Annotated in this window: 18 protein-coding genes and 1 other RNA gene; 5 read left to right on the top strand and 14 right to left on the bottom strand. The window is 38.9% G+C overall.

Features of this window, described 5'->3' with window-relative positions:
• Positions 1 to 206 precede the first annotated feature (206 nt).
• Positions 207 to 833: a regulatory protein RecX gene (locus tag AC07U8_RS11750; RefSeq protein ID WP_494737924.1), complete on the top strand. Its 627-nt coding sequence runs from the start codon at positions 207 to 209 to the stop codon at positions 831 to 833.
• Between the two features lie 386 nt (positions 834 to 1,219).
• Here AC07U8_RS11750 and ffs read toward each other — a convergent pair.
• Positions 1,220 to 1,316: signal recognition particle sRNA small type (gene ffs, locus AC07U8_RS11755), an RNA gene on the bottom strand.
• A gap of 383 nt (positions 1,317 to 1,699) precedes the next feature.
• Here ffs and AC07U8_RS11760 point away from each other — a divergent pair.
• On the top strand, positions 1,700 to 2,554 hold the full coding sequence (locus AC07U8_RS11760; protein WP_494737925.1) for a YbgF trimerization domain-containing protein: 855 nt from the start codon (positions 1,700 to 1,702) through the stop codon (positions 2,552 to 2,554).
• Between the two features lie 71 nt (positions 2,555 to 2,625).
• Here AC07U8_RS11760 and lpxA read toward each other — a convergent pair whose 3' ends face one another.
• The 12 genes from lpxA to rimO all read right to left on the bottom strand — a co-directional run bounded on the left by lpxA (position 2,626) and on the right by rimO (position 15,022).
• A complete protein-coding gene (gene lpxA, locus AC07U8_RS11765) occupies positions 2,626 to 3,414 on the bottom strand; it encodes an acyl-ACP--UDP-N-acetylglucosamine O-acyltransferase (protein ID WP_004822130.1) in 789 nt (262 codons plus the stop codon).
• On the bottom strand, positions 3,411 to 3,896 hold the full coding sequence (fabZ, locus tag AC07U8_RS11770; RefSeq protein ID WP_004719745.1) for a 3-hydroxyacyl-ACP dehydratase FabZ: 486 nt from the start codon (positions 3,894 to 3,896) through the stop codon (positions 3,411 to 3,413). Before fabZ ends, lpxA begins: the two co-directional genes overlap by 4 nt.
• Positions 3,897 to 3,898: 2 nt before the next feature.
• Positions 3,899 to 4,969, bottom strand: a complete 1,071-nt coding sequence (gene lpxD, locus AC07U8_RS11775) for a UDP-3-O-(3-hydroxymyristoyl)glucosamine N-acyltransferase (protein ID WP_004822133.1) — start codon at positions 4,967 to 4,969, stop codon at positions 3,899 to 3,901.
• 3 nt (positions 4,970 to 4,972) lie between these two features.
• Positions 4,973 to 5,458 carry an OmpH/Skp family outer membrane protein gene (locus AC07U8_RS11780; RefSeq protein ID WP_004822135.1) on the bottom strand — a complete coding sequence of 162 codons (486 nt, stop codon included), beginning with the start codon at positions 5,456 to 5,458 and terminating at the stop codon, positions 4,973 to 4,975.
• 42 nt (positions 5,459 to 5,500) lie between these two features.
• Positions 5,501 to 8,029 carry an outer membrane protein assembly factor BamA gene (gene bamA / locus AC07U8_RS11785; protein WP_494737926.1) on the bottom strand — a complete coding sequence of 843 codons (2,529 nt, stop codon included), beginning with the start codon at positions 8,027 to 8,029 and terminating at the stop codon, positions 5,501 to 5,503.
• A gap of 36 nt (positions 8,030 to 8,065) precedes the next feature.
• Entirely contained in the window at positions 8,066 to 9,421 is a 1,356-nt protein-coding gene (gene rseP, locus AC07U8_RS11790; RefSeq protein ID WP_151802364.1) for an RIP metalloprotease RseP, read from the bottom strand.
• 2 nt (positions 9,422 to 9,423) lie between these two features.
• Positions 9,424 to 10,620, bottom strand: coding sequence for a 1-deoxy-D-xylulose-5-phosphate reductoisomerase (gene ispC, locus AC07U8_RS11795; RefSeq protein ID WP_096734312.1), 1,197 nt, complete (start codon positions 10,618 to 10,620; stop codon positions 9,424 to 9,426).
• Complete coding sequence (locus tag AC07U8_RS11800) at positions 10,621 to 11,445, bottom strand: phosphatidate cytidylyltransferase (RefSeq protein WP_004719733.1); 825 nt, start codon at positions 11,443 to 11,445, stop codon at positions 10,621 to 10,623.
• Entirely contained in the window at positions 11,445 to 12,197 is a 753-nt protein-coding gene (gene uppS / locus AC07U8_RS11805) for a polyprenyl diphosphate synthase (RefSeq protein ID WP_004719730.1), read from the bottom strand. The genes AC07U8_RS11800 and uppS overlap by 1 nt, the downstream gene beginning before the upstream one ends.
• A gap of 7 nt (positions 12,198 to 12,204) precedes the next feature.
• Complete coding sequence (frr, locus tag AC07U8_RS11810; protein ID WP_004719727.1) at positions 12,205 to 12,759, bottom strand: ribosome recycling factor; 555 nt, start codon at positions 12,757 to 12,759, stop codon at positions 12,205 to 12,207.
• Positions 12,760 to 12,884: 125 nt separating this feature from the next.
• A complete protein-coding gene (gene pyrH, locus AC07U8_RS11815; protein WP_004719725.1) occupies positions 12,885 to 13,613 on the bottom strand; it encodes a UMP kinase in 729 nt (242 codons plus the stop codon).
• Between the two features lie 65 nt (positions 13,614 to 13,678).
• The gene (gene rimO, locus AC07U8_RS11820) at positions 13,679 to 15,022 is read right to left on the bottom strand and encodes a 30S ribosomal protein S12 methylthiotransferase RimO (protein ID WP_151802362.1); all 1,344 of its coding nucleotides are present in this window, start codon (positions 15,020 to 15,022) and stop codon (positions 13,679 to 13,681) included.
• Positions 15,023 to 15,385: 363 nt separating this feature from the next.
• Between rimO and glnL the strand changes: the two genes are divergently transcribed.
• From glnL to AC07U8_RS11835, 3 genes are all read left to right on the top strand, one after another.
• The gene (gene glnL / locus AC07U8_RS11825) at positions 15,386 to 16,492 is read left to right on the top strand and encodes a nitrogen regulation protein NR(II) (protein ID WP_034613940.1); all 1,107 of its coding nucleotides are present in this window, start codon (positions 15,386 to 15,388) and stop codon (positions 16,490 to 16,492) included.
• Complete coding sequence (glnG, locus tag AC07U8_RS11830; protein WP_004822147.1) at positions 16,482 to 17,966, top strand: nitrogen regulation protein NR(I); 1,485 nt, start codon at positions 16,482 to 16,484, stop codon at positions 17,964 to 17,966. The genes glnL and glnG overlap by 11 nt, the downstream gene beginning before the upstream one ends.
• A 120-nt stretch (positions 17,967 to 18,086) precedes the next feature.
• Positions 18,087 to 18,803, top strand: a complete 717-nt coding sequence (locus tag AC07U8_RS11835; RefSeq protein ID WP_096734313.1) for a hypothetical protein — start codon at positions 18,087 to 18,089, stop codon at positions 18,801 to 18,803.
• A 56-nt stretch (positions 18,804 to 18,859) separates the two neighbouring features.
• Here AC07U8_RS11835 and AC07U8_RS11840 read toward each other — a convergent pair whose 3' ends face one another.
• Entirely contained in the window at positions 18,860 to 19,462 is a 603-nt protein-coding gene (locus AC07U8_RS11840) for a YidB family protein (RefSeq protein WP_494737927.1), read from the bottom strand.
• Positions 19,463 to 19,538: the final 76 nt, after the last annotated feature.

Here is a 19,538-nt window from a genome sequence, read left to right on the forward strand (position 1 = left end):
TAGGCGTTATTAAGCTTCGGCATGAAGCGCTTTAAATAACAAATCTAAACCCTGATATCTACTTATCTTCCCCTCTTATACTGGTTTAGATTCTTTGATATTTAGGCGGAGGAAAATTCATCCGTATAGGATTTGCACTGTTAAAAAAATGAATTAAAGCTAAACTAGTGTTTATCTCTGAAATAAATAGATTGTTATCAATAGCTATGAGCCAAGCAAAATTTCCCAAATTGTTAGATTACCAAAAACTCAAACAGCAATTTGGTGAACAAGAAACAACAGCGTATCAGCATTCTACATCTCAACCTGCAGAACCTGAGTCTGACATTGCAAATGATGAACACGCCTTTAATGCGGAACAGGATCTTGCACCCAAACCACAGGGCTTAACCGGTACACGTTTGCGCTCTTATGCTTTTGCAGTGTTGACTCGAAAAGAGTATTCCAAAGCTGATCTGATTGAAAAGCTGATGACCTATGCGCAAAGCCGTGAGGAAGTTTTAATTTTGGTTGATGAGTTGTCAGCGAATAACTACCAAAGTGACCAACGTGTGGCAGAAATGACTGTGCGTAGCCAAGTCCGTAGAGGTAAAGGCCCGAATCGAATCAAACTGGCTTTACGTGCCAAACAACTGGATAAAGCCTTAGTACAAGAGGATATTGCAGAAATTGATTGGTATGAACAAGCCTATCAATTGAAAGTTAAAAAATATGGTACAGAGGTCAGCAAAGATCCAAAAATTAAAGCCAAACAAATTCGCTTTTTACAATATCGTGGTTTTGAAATGGATGCGATTATGAAAGCAATTTCAAAAAAACCAAATGATGATTGATGATGGTCAGTCGATACAATTCAAGATCAACTTTTCATTAAACGGTAGTTTGAGAATCTTAGGCTGAAAATCTATTGATAGAATTCCCTTCTCACTTTTGATTTCTTATAAATTCTAAGCAGATCCAATATCTTTTAGCACTGTACAAACTATCCTTTCATTTATCCATAAAACTATACGCGTATTTTCAATATAAGCTCAAATAAGGTTGATAGATCTTTAGTCACGACTAAAAAATGATGATTGAATTAAATCAGATGGTCTAAAGAATGAGAATATAAAAATTTTCAGGAATTAAATAGTAGAGATGGTTTTAAAATGTAGGATATAAATCGAATGGATATCTTGAGTTATTAGTATTGGTAGATTTAGAAATCTGGTGGCAGCCCTACTAGCAAAATCTCGGCACATCGTATTTCTGATACCGTTGCTACCTTCCGGTCCTGGCGGGGTTTTCAGAGTACAATTGCGAAACCACCAGCAGGGCTACCATTGCAAGAACAGAGTATAGAGATTTTTTATTTTCTTTCAAGCCAAACATTGTGATTTTCTCAAGTTATTCATTCGTTTGCTTATTTCATCATCAATATGGTTAATTTTTAACAGTAATTCTAACTTTTCTTTTCAATAGTCCATTAAACTTATCAAGCATCAGTCAATATTTTACTGAATTTTATCTCAGTGCTACTTCATAGATTGCAGGTGTTAAAATACAAAAAAGCTTCATATTGCATTAGAATTAGCTGAAGATTGTAAAAGCATCTTGCAATTCCGCCCCTAGCCGTTTTTAATGATAACAATTATTGATTTTCAAATAGCCCATATCAGTCTATTTGAAAAATTTTGACTTTGATGGATTTTAAATTATGCTAAAAAAGCATGCCCTGTTTTCTATTGCTTTACTCAGTTCAGCATCTTTATATGCAATCCCTATAGAATCTCGTGGATTAAGTGATACTGCATCATCTCGAAATGATGTAGCGAATTCACCAGCACCCATTGCTGGAAATATGAATTGGGATTTAATACAAAAGAATCAACAATTAGAAAATCAAATTCGTGAATTACGTGGCAAGATTGAAGAACAAGATCATGCCATTGATCAACTAAACAAAGAACTCACCAACCGCTATACCGATTTAGATCAGCGCCTTGAACTGCTCAATCAGAAACTTGAACCTGAAAGCAATCAACCAGAACAAGCACCTGCTGAAAATGCACCTGTCGATAGTTCAACCGCAACCGATCAAACAAGCACTGCAAGCAAAGCTACAACGAATAGCTCGGCACCAACAACGGCTCAAAATCCAGCAACACCGGCCAACAGTAGCAACAATACCAGTGATCCTGTTGCACTGGAAAAAGCAGCTTATACCATTGCTTTAGATGCCTATAAAAAAGGCGGTGCAAAACAAGCCATCGCCCCTATGCAAAACTTTATTAAAAACTATCCAAACAGTATTTATACTGGAAATGCTTATTTTTGGTTAGCTGAGTTTCAATTGGCAATTGATCCACCCAACTATAATGAAGCCAAGAAAAACTATGAAATCGTAGCAGCTAAATTTCCAAACTCGTCTAAAGCACCGCGTGCTTTATACCAACTTTATAGTATTGCCAAAGATGTCAACAAGAACACACAAACTGCAAATGTCTATAAAAGCAAACTGTTAAGCACCTACCCTAAATCAGAAGAAGCAGGTTTTTTCAAAAAAGGTTAATCCGCTTATTCACAATTTAGACCAAAAAAAATGCCTCAATAGAGGCATTTTTTTATTGAAAACTTTAACAATTAACGCACGATACCGCGCTTAGATTCTAATACTGAATCAATCAATAACTGGACTTCTTCAACTTCTGGAAGGATCTCTTGACGAATTTTTTCAATGGCTTGTTCAGTGGTTAAATTCTCTTTATAGATCAATTTAAACGACTCTCTTAAGCCTTGAATCACATTCTTAGACCAACCTTTACGACGCATCCCTTCAACGTTCATACCATAGGCATGCGCAGGGTTGCCTGAAACCATAACATAAGCAGGAACATCTTTAAGAATCAGTGATGCACCACCAATCATACTATAAGAATCAATCTTACAGAATTGATGGATACCTGAGTTCCCGCCTACAATGACGAAATCGCCAATGTGAACATGGCCAGCGATGCCGACATTATTTGCAAAAATATTGTTATTTCCAATCAAACAATCATGTGCAATATGCGTATTCACCATCAATAGGTTATTGCTTCCTATTTTGGTTAGGCCTCGATCTTGAACAGTGCCACGATGTAAGCTGCAATGTTCACGGATTTTGTTGTTGTCGCCAATTTCTAACCAAGTTTCTTCACCTTGGTATTTTAAATCTTGACAAATTTCACCTACACTTGCGAATTGGAAAATATCGTTATTTTCACCAATACGTGTATAGCCTCCAATCACAACATGTGAGTGAAGTTTGGTACCAGCACCAATCGTCACTTGTGGACCAATAATACAATATGGCCCTATTTGGACATCTGGTGCTATCACTGCAGAAGAGTCAATAATAGCGGTTGGGTGGATTAAGTCGTTACTGCTCATGCCTGCTCTAATTTCTGATGAGAAATGATAATTTCAGCGGTTGCTGCTACCACGCCGTCAACACTGGCAGTACATAAATACTTGTAAATGCCACGTTTTTGCATGAGTAATTCAGATTTTAGCACGAGTTGGTCACCTGGTACGACTTGTTTTTTAAATCGTATTTTTTCAGCACCAGCGAATAAGAACAAAGAACCTGGTCTTGGCTTTTCATTATTCATGATAAAACCAAGCACACCAGAAACTTGTGCCATCGCCTCAACGATCAAAACACCCGGCATAATTGGATAGCCAGGGAAATGACCCTGCATAAATTCTTCATTAATTGAAACGTTTTTGTATCCTACAATCCCATTCTCTGTAACTTCAGTTACACGATCGACAAGCAAAAATGGATAACGATGTGGCAAATACTCGCGAATCGTTTGGGTTTGCATTGGTAATTCAGGAACCGTAAAAGGTAGAGATTTAGACTCAGTCATAATTATTTACGCGACTTTAAAGTTGATTCAATGGACTCAATTTGAGCCTGCATATGATCTATTTGTTTCACCAGTTTGGTCAATGGCACATCTGCTAATTGTCTTAAGCGCACAACCGTTCTTTTCCAATGATTTGTTTCAAACTGTCCAGTACCTGAAGAATAAGAACCTGCTTCAGAAATACTTTTTGTGACTATTGACATTCCAGTAATTGTGACATTATCTGTGATTTTTATATGCCCTACGATGCCAACAGCACCTGCAAGAACACAGTTTTTGCCAATAATCGTACTACCTGCGATACCACACTTGGCTGCAATGGCAGTATTTTCGCCAATTTGCACGTTATGGGCGATTTGCACAAGGTTATCAATAATGACACCGTCATGAATGATTGTATCGTCCAAAGCACCACGATCAATACTACAATTTGAACCTATACGTACATCATTTCCGATACGTACAGAACCCAATTGAGCAATACGATTCCACTTTCCTTGATAAGGTGCAAAACCGAAGCCCTCTCCACCAATTGCAGTATTGGAATGAATCCGAACACGATCTGCAATTTTTGTTTGGCCAGTAATGGTCACATGAGAATCGACAAAACCGTCTTTGCCAATTTCAACACCATCATCAATTTTGCTGTGCGATTGGATAACTGTATTTGCACCCACCACACAATCATCACCAATCACAACATAATGACCAATATAAGCATCATCTGCAATAATTGCTGAAGGAGAGATTTGCGCAGTACTTTCGATACCCCGTTTAGTTACTTTAACTTCAAATTGATGGGTTAAAATCGCAAAAGCAAGATAGGGATTGGCAACAACAATAAAATTCTGGCAATTTGTAAGCTGTTCTTTTAACTCTGCCGTGACGATCAAAGCGCCAGCTTTAGAGTTTTGAGCTTCATTCAAATATTTGTCGTTATTTACAAAAGAAATATGATTGGATTGCGCGTGTTCTAAACTTGCAAGCCCATCTAAAACAAAATTGGCTTGACCAATTAGCTCACCTTGTACAAGCTGAGCTAATTCATCGAGATGAAAACGATTTGATTTCATTGATTATTTAATTGCATTAACCTTTTGGATTATTTTAGCAGTTAAATCACTCTTTGCGTCATAAGCAAGTGCTGAATTTTTATTCAAAACAAAGTCTAATCCAGCTTCTTGGCGCAATTGTTCAGCAGCTTGCTTTACACGAGCCTCAAAAGTTGCATTGGTGTTTTGAATTGTGCTTTGTACTTTCGCCTGAACACCTTGCTGAATTGTCTGGAATTCATTCACTTTTGCTTGGTATTGCGCATTAATTTGCTGAACATTTGCACCTTGAGCCTGTGCTTTTTGTTTCAACGCTTCAATATCTTTGGTGATTTGTTCAAGCTTTGTGGTTTGCGGTTTAACTGATTGTTCTAAACTTGCATTCTGTTGCTTTAAGTAGGTGCTACTTTCTACAACTTTTTCTAGATCAACTACACCGAAACCTGCCGCTTGAACCAATCCAGCAAAACCCAAGCCTAAGCCCATAATGGCCATTTTCATTGTTTTCATCATTGTTCCTTATATTAAGTTAAATCTCGTAAAAGATCGCACTTAGAAAGTACGACCAATCTCGAATTGAATATTTTTAGTTTCATCGCCCGGTTTGTCATTCAATGGGAATGCATAGCTCAACGAAAGTGGGCCAATCATGGTAATCCAAGTAAAGCCTATACCAACACTATAACGCATGTTACCAAAGTCAAAATCATTATTGTCTTTACAGTACTGTTTTGCATTAATTGGTGTTTTTGAACCATCTAGATAAAGATCACCAGTCGCTGTGCTACAGTCTGTATCAAAGACTTGTGCGCCCTCAGCAAAGATCACCGGACGGATCTGACGCGCCCAATCACCCTTAAATGGAACAGGTAAAGCCAATTCTGTACCGAATTGTACTAAAGCATTACCACCCACTTCTTCAGGGTCATAGTCTTTGGTTTTTCTTTCGTTATAGGTCACACCAGGGTATTTTGGACCCAATGTACTGTTGTCATAACCACGGACTGAACCAAAACCACCCGCATAGAAGTTTTTATAGAATGGTAAATCATTACCATAACCTAACTTACCATAGCCACGTAATACGAAATCACGGCCTAATGGGAAATAAGTCTGTGCATCGTAAGTAACTTTTTGATATTCAACATCACTACCTGGCAATGCAATTTCAGCATTGACACGATGTGAGGTACCGTTAGTAGGGAAAATTGGACGGTTTAGTGTGTTATATGACCAACCCAAATTTAAATTATAAGTTAAGAACTTACCTTCAAACTCAGAATCAAATGGTGTTAAATCTTTAACCTTTCCTGCTGAATCAACACATGAAAGATCATCTGGTTTTGTAGAATCTAGTGCTTTCCACTCACCATCACAATATGTACTTGTACCAATAGTTTTACCACCATGGGCTTTTAAGTAATCACGTACATAGGTTGAAACATAAGCACCAGTAGTTACTTTAGTTTGGTCAACGTTTAAACCTGCACTAATGTTTTGGTTTTCATCAATTGGATAACCAAATGTAACACCACCACCGATACTGTCCGTTACATAGTTGTTAACGTTATAATCATTATTTAACTTGGTTTTACGGTAGTACATGTTATAACCACGACTTACACCATCAATGGTAAAGTATGGGTCAGTCACACTTAAGTTATAATAATCTTGGGTTTCTGAACGAGATAAATCGATAGAAACACGATTACCGGTACCCATAAAGTTGGTTTGGCTTAAACCTGCTTGGAATGTGATACCACCATTCTGAGAATAACCTACAGCCAATGTACTGGTACCAGAATGTTGTTCTTCAACATCAATATTCAAGTCCATTTGATCTGGCAAGTTCGGTACGCGAACAGGTTTAACATCAACTTTACTAAAGAAACCAGTACGTTCTAAACGAACTTTAGACAAGTCGATTTTTTCGTTACTTGCTAAAGCACCTTCCATTTGACGCATTTCACGACGTAATACTTCATCCGCAGTTTTGGTATTACCGGTAAAGTTAATACGACGTACAGTTACTTGTTGACCAGGATTAATATAGTAATTTAAGTCAACAATATGAGTTTCATTATTGATTTCAGGGACGACATTTACTTCTGCATAGTAGTAACCCGCATTACCATATTTACGAAGTAGTAACTGCTTTACAGCATTGACTTTTTCTTGAGAATACGTTGTGCCATCTTTATAGATTTGTAGCGCTTTTAAATCTTCAGTTTTATAAAGTGCATCACCTAAAAATTTAGTTTCGCCAAATTTAAATTGCTCGCCTTCATTCACTGAAACTTCAATAAAGATATGTTTTTTATCTTCACTAAGATTTAAATTTGAACTGTTAATATCAAAATTGATATAACCTTTATTAAGATATAGCGCACGCAATGACTCTAGACTTGCAGACATTTTTTCACGTGCATAACGGTCATTTCGAGAAATAACCGATAACCAGCCACTCTCTTTTACCGCAAACGCCTGTTTAATGTCGTCTTCTTTAAATACGGTATTACCAATAATATTGATATCAAAGACTTTTGCAGGCTTACCTTCATTAAAATTGATATTCAATTCAACGCGGTTATTGGGTTGAGCAACTTGTTCAACTTTAATATCTGCATCATAACGACCTTGTTGAGCATATTGTTGCTCTAACTCAGTTTCTAAGGTTTGTAAGGCAGATTTTTTAAGCACTTCGCCTTCGGCCAAGCCCATTTTCTTTAAACCATCCGTCAAAGCTTCTTTCGGAATTAGTTTATTGCCTTTAAAATTAATTTTTGAAATTACTGGACGTTCAATCACTTTAAACACCAAGACACCGTCTTGGTTAGATGCTTGGATATCATCAAAAAGATTTGAAGCGTACAAAGCACGAATTGAATCCGCAATTGCAGGATCATTGACACGGTCACCACTATTTATTGGTAAAAGTGCAAGAACATTTTGTTGCGTTAAACGAACCAAGCCATCCACACGGATATCACGTGCAATGAACTCATCTGCCGCTTGTACTTGCTGTACAGCTGCCATCGCACTAACGAGCGCTAATGGCATAAATAAATGTGAGTGCTGCATGCCTATTATTTTCCAGTAAGTTAATCCACAATTGCGTTATAAACGCATAAAATCATTAAATATTGCAAGAAGCATCATGCTACCAAGCAGTACCATACCAATTTTTAACCCAACCAATTGTATTTGTTCAGAAACAGGCTTACCACGAATTGCTTCAACAATGTAATAAACCAAATGACCGCCATCTAACATCGGGATAGGCAATAAATTTAAAATCCCCAAACTCACACTCATCAAAGCCATAAATGAAATGAATGTTTGCCACCCCATTTCAGCACTTTGACCGGCGACTTTTGCAATGGTAATTGGACCTGATAAATTATCTAAGCCAATTAAACCACGTACCATCTTCACCATCGAATTCAAAATCATTGCTGAAAGTTGCCCGGTCTTTTCAACAGCAACAACAAAAGCTTCAGCAGGATTATATTGAATTGTTTGTTTATATTCAGTAGGAATTGTCAGTTTATCAGTCTGTGCTTGCACACCCAACATACCTGTTACATTTCCCATATTGTCGCGTTTACCTTGCGGCATTACTTGCAAATGTACAATTTGCCCTTGGCGCAACACATCAACTTTAAGTAACTTTTCAGGTGATTTTTGTACCACATCTACCACATCAAACCAATCTTTCATTTTCACCTGATTGATTGAAATGATTTGATCACCTTCTTTCATCCCTTGACGAATCGCAGCGCCATCACTACTTAACTTATAAACAGTTGCAGGAATCTGTGGACGATATGGGGTAAAACCGAGCACATCAAATGGTGACTGACTTTGGTCTTTTAAGAAATTCTTGATTGGTAAAGCAAAACTCTGCGGCTGACCATTGCGCTCAACCTGAACATCGATATGACCTGTTTCACCAACACGATCAACGATGGCATAGTTGAGTTTTTCCCAAGTGCTGACATCTGTTCCATCTACAGCAACAATTTTATCGCCAATCTGCATTTGAGCTGTTGCAGCAGGTGTATTGGGTAGAACTGCACCAACACGAGTATTTAATTGCTCTTGTGCAGGCAGAAATAGAATCCAAAATAGGACGATTGCAAAAATCAAATTGATCAATGGACCTGCAGCAACAATCGCAATACGCTTCCATGGTGGCTGACGGTTAAATGCTAACGGCAAATCTTCCGCACTAACATTCCCCTCACGCTCATCCAACATTTTGACATAACCACCCAGTGGTAATGCAGAAAGTTGATATTGGATGCCTGATTTTTTCGATGTCCACTTCAACAAAGTTGGACCAAAACCAATCGAATAGACCAGTACTTTTACACCGAGTTTACGTGCAACCCAATAATGCCCAAATTCATGAATCGCAATCAGCGGACCAAGTAGGAATATGGCAGCAACAATGATAAATAGAACACTCATGATCAGCTTCCCAATTGTGTAATGCGTTGTGAAGCAACTTGGCGCGCAAGTTGATCTGTCTGCAAAATCGTATCAATCGAATCTGCCAAACCATTTTGAACGTGATTTAAGGTATGTTCAACCACTTGTGAAATTTCTAAAAATGCAATTTTTTGCTGTAAAAAAGCACTCACAGCAATTTCATTGGCAGCATTGAGAATAGACGGCGCCAATCCGCCCGCCTGCATAGCATGCCGAGCCAGTTTAAGCGATGGAAAACGCGTAATATCTGGTGCTTGAAAGTCAAGTTGTGAATGGACAAATAAATCCAGTGGCGGGACATGCGTTTGAATCCGCTCAGGCCATGCAAGTGCATGCGCAATCGGCGTACACATATCAGGATTACCCATTTGAGCCAAAGTTGAACCATCCACATATTGAACCATTGAATGAATGATACTTTGTGGATGAACAACAACTGTAACAAATTGTTCTTTAATTGAAAATAAATGACATGCTTCGATCAATTCTAAACCTTTATTCATCAGGGTTGCAGAATCTACCGAAATTTTTTGTCCCATCGACCAATTTGGATGTTTACAGGCTTGTGCAGGTGTTACGGTTTTTAATTGTTCTAAGCTAAAGTTTAAAAATGGGCCGCCTGAAGCAGTCAACAAAACTTGCTTGACCCCCAATTGAGGCTCACCATTGGGTTGAATCTGTAAATAATTTTGCGGAAGACATTGAAAAATAGCATTATGTTCAGAGTCGACAGGCAGTAACAAAGCATGATGATCTTTAGCTGCTTGAAGCATAATATCGCCAGACATCACCAAGGCTTCTTTGTTGGCAAGCAAAACGCGCTTACCTGCTTTCACTGCGGCTAAAGTCGGCAACAATCCTGCTGCACCAACAATTGCAGCCATCACCACATCTACATCAGGATGTTCCGATACAGTGATAAGCCCTGCTTCATCTGTGAGGATTTCGATATCAAAAATATGATGTATAGCAAGTAGCTGTTGTAACTCATCTACTTTATCCGATGGTACAACCACACATTTCGGTCGATATTGTTTGCATATTTCACTGAGTTCTTTGATTCGACTAAATCCAGTCACTGCAAAAACTGAATACTGGTCCGAATGCTGTTGTAAAATTTTTAAAGTACTGCGCCCAATAGAACCTGTAACACCTAATATACAAACAGATTGTGACATCTATAAATCTACACCAATAAGTTTTAAAACATACATGCCAGCCGCAAAAAACGGAGCCGCAGCAAGCAATGAATCTATACGATCAAGCACCCCACCATGTCCTGGAAGGATACGACCTGAGTCTTTAATTCCTGCACGACGTTTGATCATAGATTCAAACAAGTCGCCAAGCACAGAGCTAAACACAGTCACAATAGACAAAACTAGGAAAAGAATATGTTGTGGAAGCGTTAAATGTAGGTAAATCGATTGAACCACGATGATCACAATCGCAACAGTGACAATCCCACCAATTAAGCCTTCGATTGATTTGTTTGGACTCACATCTGGCGCAAGTTTACGCTTACCAAATTTACGCCCAACAAAATATGCACCACTGTCCGCGCCCCAAACCAACAGGAACAGGTACATCAACCACCAAGGAGAGCTTTTCCAAACTTCAAAAATAGCGGTAACTGCGGCACTGATTAAAACCAAGCCAACAATATTTAAAGTGATATTGTACCAGCCATCGTATTCAGGATAATGTTTTACCCAATACAAGCTACACAACCAAGTGAGAATAGAGGCACTCCAAAGAATAAGCGCCAAATCATTAAAATATAATGCTAACCCTGAAAAAAAAGCGGTCAATACACCGAATCCAGCAGCTTTAATTTTCTTCACATGGTCAGATTCATGTGGCATGAGTTTAAACCACTCATAACCTGCTGCCCCAGCTGCGATAATCATTAACACTAACATTGGATATTGAGATTTTGTTGCAAACATACAACTCAGTACAACTGCCACCAATACCAATGCGGTTATAATCCGCTCTAACATTATAAATTCTCTATATGTTCTTGTTGAATTTGTTCAGAGGTTTTTCCGAAACGTCTTTCACGCCCTGAAAAAATATTGAACGCATGATCCAACTCTTGCACTGTAAATTCTGGCCATAATGTCTCAGTAAAATATAACTCAGCGTATGCAGCCTGCCACAGTAAGAAATTAGACAGTCGGTAATCACCGCCTGTACGAATCAATAAATCCACGGGTGGCAAATCCCCCAAACTTATTTGTTGTGCAAATAACTCAGTATTGATTTGATTCACATCAATTTGTTGATCTTTAACCTGTTGCGCAAGTTTACGTGCAGTATCTGCGATATCCCACATACCACCATAACTAATCGCAATTGTTAAAGTCATGTTACTGAACTTAGCAGTCCTTTGTTCAGCATGCAACATTAATTCACGTAGCTCTGGAGAAAGCCGACTACGATCACCAATAAATCTCAACGAAATTTCGAATTTTTCCATCCGTGGAATCTGTTCATGAATTGTGTCTTCTAACAATTTCATTAACAAATCAACTTCATACTGTGGTCGATTCCAGTTTTCACTTGAGAAAGCAAACACAGTAAGCGCCTGAACGCCAACTTTACGGCAATGCTCTACAATCGGATCAAGGACATTTTTACCTTCACGGTGTCCATCACCTTTTTGCAGTTGTTTCTTTTTTGCAAAACGATTGTTGCCATCCATGATGATGGCAACATGTTTTGGAAGATGGTTGTCTTCAGATGTGGTCATTTAAATCTTAGACCTTCATCAATTCAGCTTCTTTCGCAGCAAGACGTTTGTCCACTTCAGCAACAAATTTATCGGTAATTTTTTGGATATCATCGCCTGCACGACGCTCATCATCTTCAGAAATTTCTTTATCTTTTAATAATGATTTGATATCGCCTAAAACATCACGACGAATGTTACGAATCGCGACTTTGGCATTTTCTGCTTCGTTACGTGCAACTTTCTGCATATCTTTACGTGTTTCTTCTGTCAAAGCTGCCATTGGCACACGAATCGCATCAGCAGTTACTGGGTTTAAGCCCAAATCTGATTCACGGATTGCTTTATCAATTGCAGAAACCATTGAACGTTCAAATGGTTGAACTAACAAAGTACGTGAATCTTCAACACCCACGTTAGCCACTTGGTTTAACGGCACGTCAGAACCATAGTAAGGAACCATAACTCCATTTAAGATGGATGGATGCGCACGACCTGTACGAACCTTTGCAAAACCATGTTCCAAAGACTCCAATGACTTATTCATACGGTCTTCTGCGTCTTTTTTAAGATCGTTAATCATATGATCTTCCTTACTTATTTATCTAAATGTGTATGGGGTCTAGTGACATTTCATAAACAGGCGAAGTGTCAATACACCCTAATCTAAAATTGCAGTAGTATAAAGAGCTTTACTACCCACGTACATTAGTTTGTAACGTGAGTGCCCTCTTTTTCGCCCATTACCACAGAAAGCAAAGCACCAGACTTGTTCATATCAAATACTTGAAGTGGCACATTGTGATCGCGGCATAAGCAAATTGCAGTTAAATCCATGACACCAAGTTTCTCATCTAAAACTTCATCAAAACTTAAATGGTCATATTTAACAGCATCATCATATTTGCTTGGGTCTTTATTGTAGACACCATCAACTTTAGTGGCTTTTAAAATAAGGTTTGCTTCAATTTCAATACCACGTAAGCAAGCTGCTGTATCCGTTGTAAAGAATGGATTACCTGTTCCAGCAACAAATACGCACACTTCACCTTGGGTTAAGTGGCGAATTGCATCACGGCTTGAATACGCTTCAACCACAGCACCAATTGGCAATGCTGACATTAAACGGGTTTTGATGTTACGGCGAACCAAAGCATCACGTAATGCCAAACCATTCATTACCGTAGCAAGCATACCCATTTGATCACCCGTTACACGGCCAACCAAACCATCTTTTTGTAATTGGCTACCACGGTATAAGTTACCACCACCCACCACGATACCCACTTGCACACCCAAACCAACCAAGTGAGCAATAGATAAAGACATTTGATCTAAGACTTGGGCATCAATCCCCATGTCTTTATTACCCGCAAGCGCTTCACCCGAAAGTTTCAGCAAAATTCGCTCATAGCGCGGCTTTTTAGAATCTAACATCACAAAACTCCAATACTTATATCTACAATTTTATTCGTATTTAATCAAATCGAAATCGGCAACACTTAAGCTGATTTAATTCGAATCAACTTAGCAAACAAATCGTATTCATCTGCATCTGTAATTTCGACTTCAAGTAAATCACCAGCTTTAATCACTGACTTATCAATATCTTCAACAAAAACATTACCATCAATTTCAGGTGCATCTGCATAAGAGCGTGCAACTGCGACTGGGAATTCTTCTTCAAGATCATCTACTAAAACCGTCATGGTTTGACCAATACGACTTTGCAGTTTTTCAGCAGAAATCGCTTGTTGAACTTCCATAAAACGTTCATAGCGTTGTTGCTTAATTTCCTCAGGAACATGATCAGGCAAATCGTTGGCTGTTGCGCCTTCTACAGGTGAGTAGGTAAAGCAACCTACACGATCAAGTTTCGCCTCTTGTAACCAGTCCAATAACATTTGAAAATCTTCTTCAGTTTCACCAGGGAAACCCACGACAAATGTTGAACGAATAACCAATTCAGGACATTTTTCACGCCATAATTTTAGACGTTCCAAGGTGTTTTCACTATGAGCTGGTCGCTTCATCAATTTTAAGATGCGCGGACTGGCGTGTTGAAAAGGAATGTCTAAATACGGAAGAATTTTACCCTGTGCCATTAAGTCAATCACCGCATCCACATGTGGATATGGATAAACATAATGTAATCGCACCCAAATCCCTAACTGACCGAGTGCTTCGCACATGTCATAGAATTTGGTTTTAACAGGCTGACCATTCCAGAAATCAAGCTTATATTTGGTATCTACACCATAAGCGGAGGTGTCTTGAGAAATCACCAAGACTTCTTTTACACCCGCTTTTTTTAACGCCTGTGCTTCATTTAATACAGAGCCAACAGGACGTGACACAAGATCACCACGCATGCTTGGAATAATGCAGAATGTGCAACGATGGTTACAGCCTTCTGATATTTTTAAATAAGCATAATGTTTAGGTGTTAAACGAATACCTTGTTCAGGTACAAGATCTACAAAAGGATTGTGTTTTGGTGGTTCTGGAACATACTGATGGACAGCTTCCATCACATCTTGATACGCCGCCGCACCTGTCACTTTTAAGACATTTGGATGCATCTGGCGAATTTTATCTTCATCTTTACCCAAACAGCCTGTGACGATCACACGACCATTGGCGCTCATGGCTTCACCAATTGCGTCTAAAGACTCTTGTACTGCAGATTCAATAAAACCACAGGTGTTCACAACAACTAAATCAGCACCTTCATAATCTGATGCAACATCATAACCTTCAGTCTTTAACTGCGTTAAAATGCGTTCAGAATCTACCAATGCCTTAGGACAACCTAAAGATACAAAACCGACTTTGGGGGACTTCATGAATCTGCGCTCCACTATAATCCGCGTATTGTATGACTTTTCAAGAGATAAAAACAGGTGGAAACTGCACTCTTTGTATAATGCACCAAAATACATCCAATCAAATAATTAAATTACTACAATGCACCATTTTGGAACAATATAATGATAGCGTAATATGAATGCTGGTTTTTACACTTGAATAAAGCGCAGTAAATGCGCAATTTTTATCATTCATGTAAGAAAACTGCGCAGTATATAAAAGTTGGCGTGCATCTTGCTTTATATCAGGACGATTTAACCGATTCAATCACCCATGTTCGGGAAAATAGAAAACGAGGTGCAGATGCCATTGCGCTATTTAAAGACAGGAAAGCTCTGCTAATGGATCAATACCCAACAATTGATTATAGATTGCTTGTGGATAATTTAACCACTGCAATTCTTTTGGTCGATTGTAATTTAAATATTTTTTATCTTAATTCATCATGCGAAGCATTGTTTGATATTAGCTTACTTCGTGCGGCAGGTCAGCCAGTGATTAATATTTTACATGCACCAAATGATAGCTTTAATACCTTGGAAGCATTAAACAACTCAATAAAAACAGGTCAAGCCTATACACGCCGTGAAGCGATTATCAATGTTAACTTTAAAGACATGCATGTTGATTATTCCGTATCGCAGTTAAATACAGGAAGACCCTATCACCCATTACTATTAATTGAATTAAATCCGATTGATCGGATGCTTAAAATTTCTAAAGAAGAAAACCTGATTCAACAACACCAAGTTGCACGACAACTGATTCGAGGTGTTGCACATGAAATCAAAAACCCACTCGGTGGAATTCGTGGCGCAACTCAACTGCTTGCTCGTAGTTTAAATGATCCACAGTACGCAGAGTTCACCGATATTATTATCAGTGAAGTCGATCGCTTAAGAAACCTTGCTGATACCATGCTGGGTTCACGTCAGCTCCCGAGCTACGAATTGGTCAACGTGCATGAACCGCTTGAACGTGTTCGCTCATTAATTGTAAATCAGACCAAGAAAAAAATTAAAATCACACGAGACTATGACCTTTCATTGCCTGATGTCAAAGCGGATCGCGATCAACTGATTCAAGTGATGCTCAACATCAGTGTCAATGCGGTACAGGCGATGACTGAGAATCGTGAGTTTTTTATTGATCATCAACCTGAACTGATGTTGCGTACACGCATCCAACGTTTAGTGACGATTAATGGCGTACTGAATAAATCAGCCATTCGTATTGATATTGAAGACAATGGCCCTGGTGTTCCTGAAGAAATTTTAGAATCCGTGTTTTATCCACTTGTGACTGGCCGTGCCAAAGGAACAGGTCTTGGCTTAAGCATCGCACAAAATATCATGCATCAACACAACGGAATGATTGAATGCCAATCCGTTCCTGGAAAAACAGTATTTAGCTTATATCTACCTTGGGAGTCTAACCATGTCGCATAATAAAATTTGGGTGATCGATGACGACCGTGCTATGCGTTGGGTCTTGGAAAAAACATTTAAAGAAGAAGGCTTCGATGTCACCAGTTTTGAAGAAGCACAATCTGCTTTAGATCAACTTCCAAGCAATGCTCCAGATGTCATTCTCACTGATATTCGTATGCCCGGCATTGATGGTTTAACCTTCCTAGGAAAAGTCAAAGGAAGTTATCCTGATCTGCCTGTGATTATTATGACAGCACATTCAGATTTAGAATCTGCAGTATCGAGCTATCAAACAGGTGCTTTTGAATATCTACCAAAACCGTTTGATATTGATGAAGCACTTGCGTTGGTGAATCGTGCGATTTTGCATATCAACAAGCTGCAACAACAAGAATCTGCCAAAGTTACCCCGATTCAATCTACGGAAATTATTGGTGAATCCCCTGCAATGCAGGAAGTTTTCCGCGCCATTGGACGTCTATCTCAATCGCATATTACTGTATTGATCAACGGTGAATCTGGAACAGGTAAAGAGTTAGTTGCACACGCTTTACATCGCCACTCACCAAGAAGCAGTAAACCATTTATTGCGTTAAACATGGCCGCTATTCCAAAAGATTTGATTGAAACTGAATTATTTGGCCATGAAAAAGGTGCATTTACTGGTGCCAATACTCAACGCCAAGGTCGTTTTGAACAAGCCAATGGCGGAACCTTATTCTTAGATGAAATTGGTGATATGCCCTTTGAAACCCAAACACGCCTACTTCGTGTTTTGGCAGATGGTGAGTTCTACCGTGTTGGTGGTCATATTCCAGTTCGTGTTGATGTTCGTATCGTGGCAGCAACACATCAAGATTTAGAAAAGTTGGTCAATGATGGGCGTTTCCGTGAAGACTTATATCATCGTCTGAATGTCATTCGTATTCATATTCCTAAACTTGCTCATCGTTCTGAAGATATTCCGATGTTGGCGCAACACTTCTTGGCACGCGCGGGTAAAGAACTCGGAGTTAGTCCGAAAATTTTACGCCCAGAAACGCAAGAGTATATTCAAAAACTGCCTTGGCCAGGCAATGTACGTCAACTCGAGAATACCTGCCGCTGGTTAACTGTAATGATCACAGGGCGTGAAGTTTATCCAGAAGACTTGCCGTCTGAATTAAAACAAATTCCAATCAACAAATCTGATGATCAGGGCCAAGCACAAGCTGGAATTGATCGTATTGCATTACATCATTGGGATGAGTTACTGGCGCAATGGGCAATTCAAAAGCTTAAAAATGGTGAAATGAAAATTTTAGACATTGCCACCCCAATGTTTGAACGTACTTTGATCATCGCAGCACTTCAACAAACCCGTGGTCGTAAACGTCATGCTGCTGAACTTTTAGGTTGGGGGCGTAATACTTTAACCCGCAAACTCAAAGAATTAGGTATGGATTCTGCTGAAGATGATGAAGAGGAAGACAAAACAGTCTTAGCTGAATAGTAAGCAACTCATAAATATAAAGTTTACTCCAACCATATTTCGTAAGAATATGGTTGTTTTTTATTGGCTCATAGTGAAAAATAGCCTCGTGAAATTTAAACTTTATCGTCTAGGGTAAAAATGAAGAAAACTGTTGTTGTAATTAGCTTACTCTCTATTTTTAGTGTTGCTTGCTCTAAAAATAAACCGCATGACAGTTCTGAACATCAAGCAGAAGCCCCAGCGGTTAAAAAAGCACATAAAGCAGCCAATTCAGATGATTGTTTTAAGTTAGAACCCAACAAACAGTTTACCCTGAACAACAATGAAGAAACACAAATACAGATTGTTCCTACAACCTTCAACAATCAGAATGCAATAGCAATCGTTAGACAAGGCGCAGGTGTTCGTACAGATTATATCTACGATTTAACTGGCCGCACCATGCTTGCAAACTTGGACTATGGTATTGCTGCGCTCGGATCAAATCCAAATGATGTGCTGGTAAAAACCACCTATCAAGCCCCGCTTCCAACATTCCCATCCAATCTTAAACCACAGCAAAAATTCCAAATGACGTATAACGCAGTCATTGAATCGCAAATGGATAACAATGATAAGTCTGAAAATAATAAGACGATTGACTTAGTATTTGTAGGATTTGAGGATCTAACTTTAATTGACAATGATGCCAATACCTTAAAGTTTGATAATGCATGTCATTTCATTTCTCAAATCGGAGATGAAACATTGGATGAATGGTATGCTGAAGGGTATGGGCAAATTAAATACATTAAAAAGAAACAGAATGGCGACGTAAAAAGTAGCGAAGCAATTGGCGATGACCCACAGCCTTAATTTAAATCAACCAGTCAACAGCTATTGACTGGCTTTTGTCATTTTTATATTCGATTTTACTTTAAAAAGCCTGATACCAAATTCATGACATTTTGAATATCACCATTGGCTTCAGTGTGATCTGTTGCATCACCTTGTGGTGTGAGTGAATCAATAATTTGCGGTAATACTGTAGAGATTGCACCATATACTTCATTGGTCGGAACATTGGCTTGTTGAGCAACTTGTTCAACTTGCTGACCACCAAATAAACTCTGGATTTGCTCTACATTTACAGCACCATTACCTTGTGACGGATCGACCCAACTTTGAACCTGCCCACCTAAACCTGCGCCTTGCAATTTAGCTAAAGCACCTTGTAGACCACCATTTTGTTGAATCCAACCCAAGACCAATGGCACAACTGCAATCAATAAAGAAGAGGCATTAAAACCACCCGCTTGCGGTGCTTGTTGTTGTTGTCCACCTGTCAAACCACCTAAAACTGAACCAAGTACACCACCTAATCCACCTTGTGATTGTTGTTGCTGCCCACCCAAGCCACCGAGCACTGAACCAAGTACCACGCCTAATCCACCACCAAGCCCGCCTTGTGATTGTTGTTGTCCGCCAAGTGCTTGTTTTGCCAGAATTTCCACAATATTGGTTAAATCTGTCATAAGTTTTCCTTTTTTAAGTTTTATGAGACAAGTACAGCATACTTGGCTTTATCCTATTCACCAAAATTGGAATTGT

The sequence above is a fragment of the Acinetobacter sp. GW821-FHT01E09 genome (assembly GCF_059422385.1).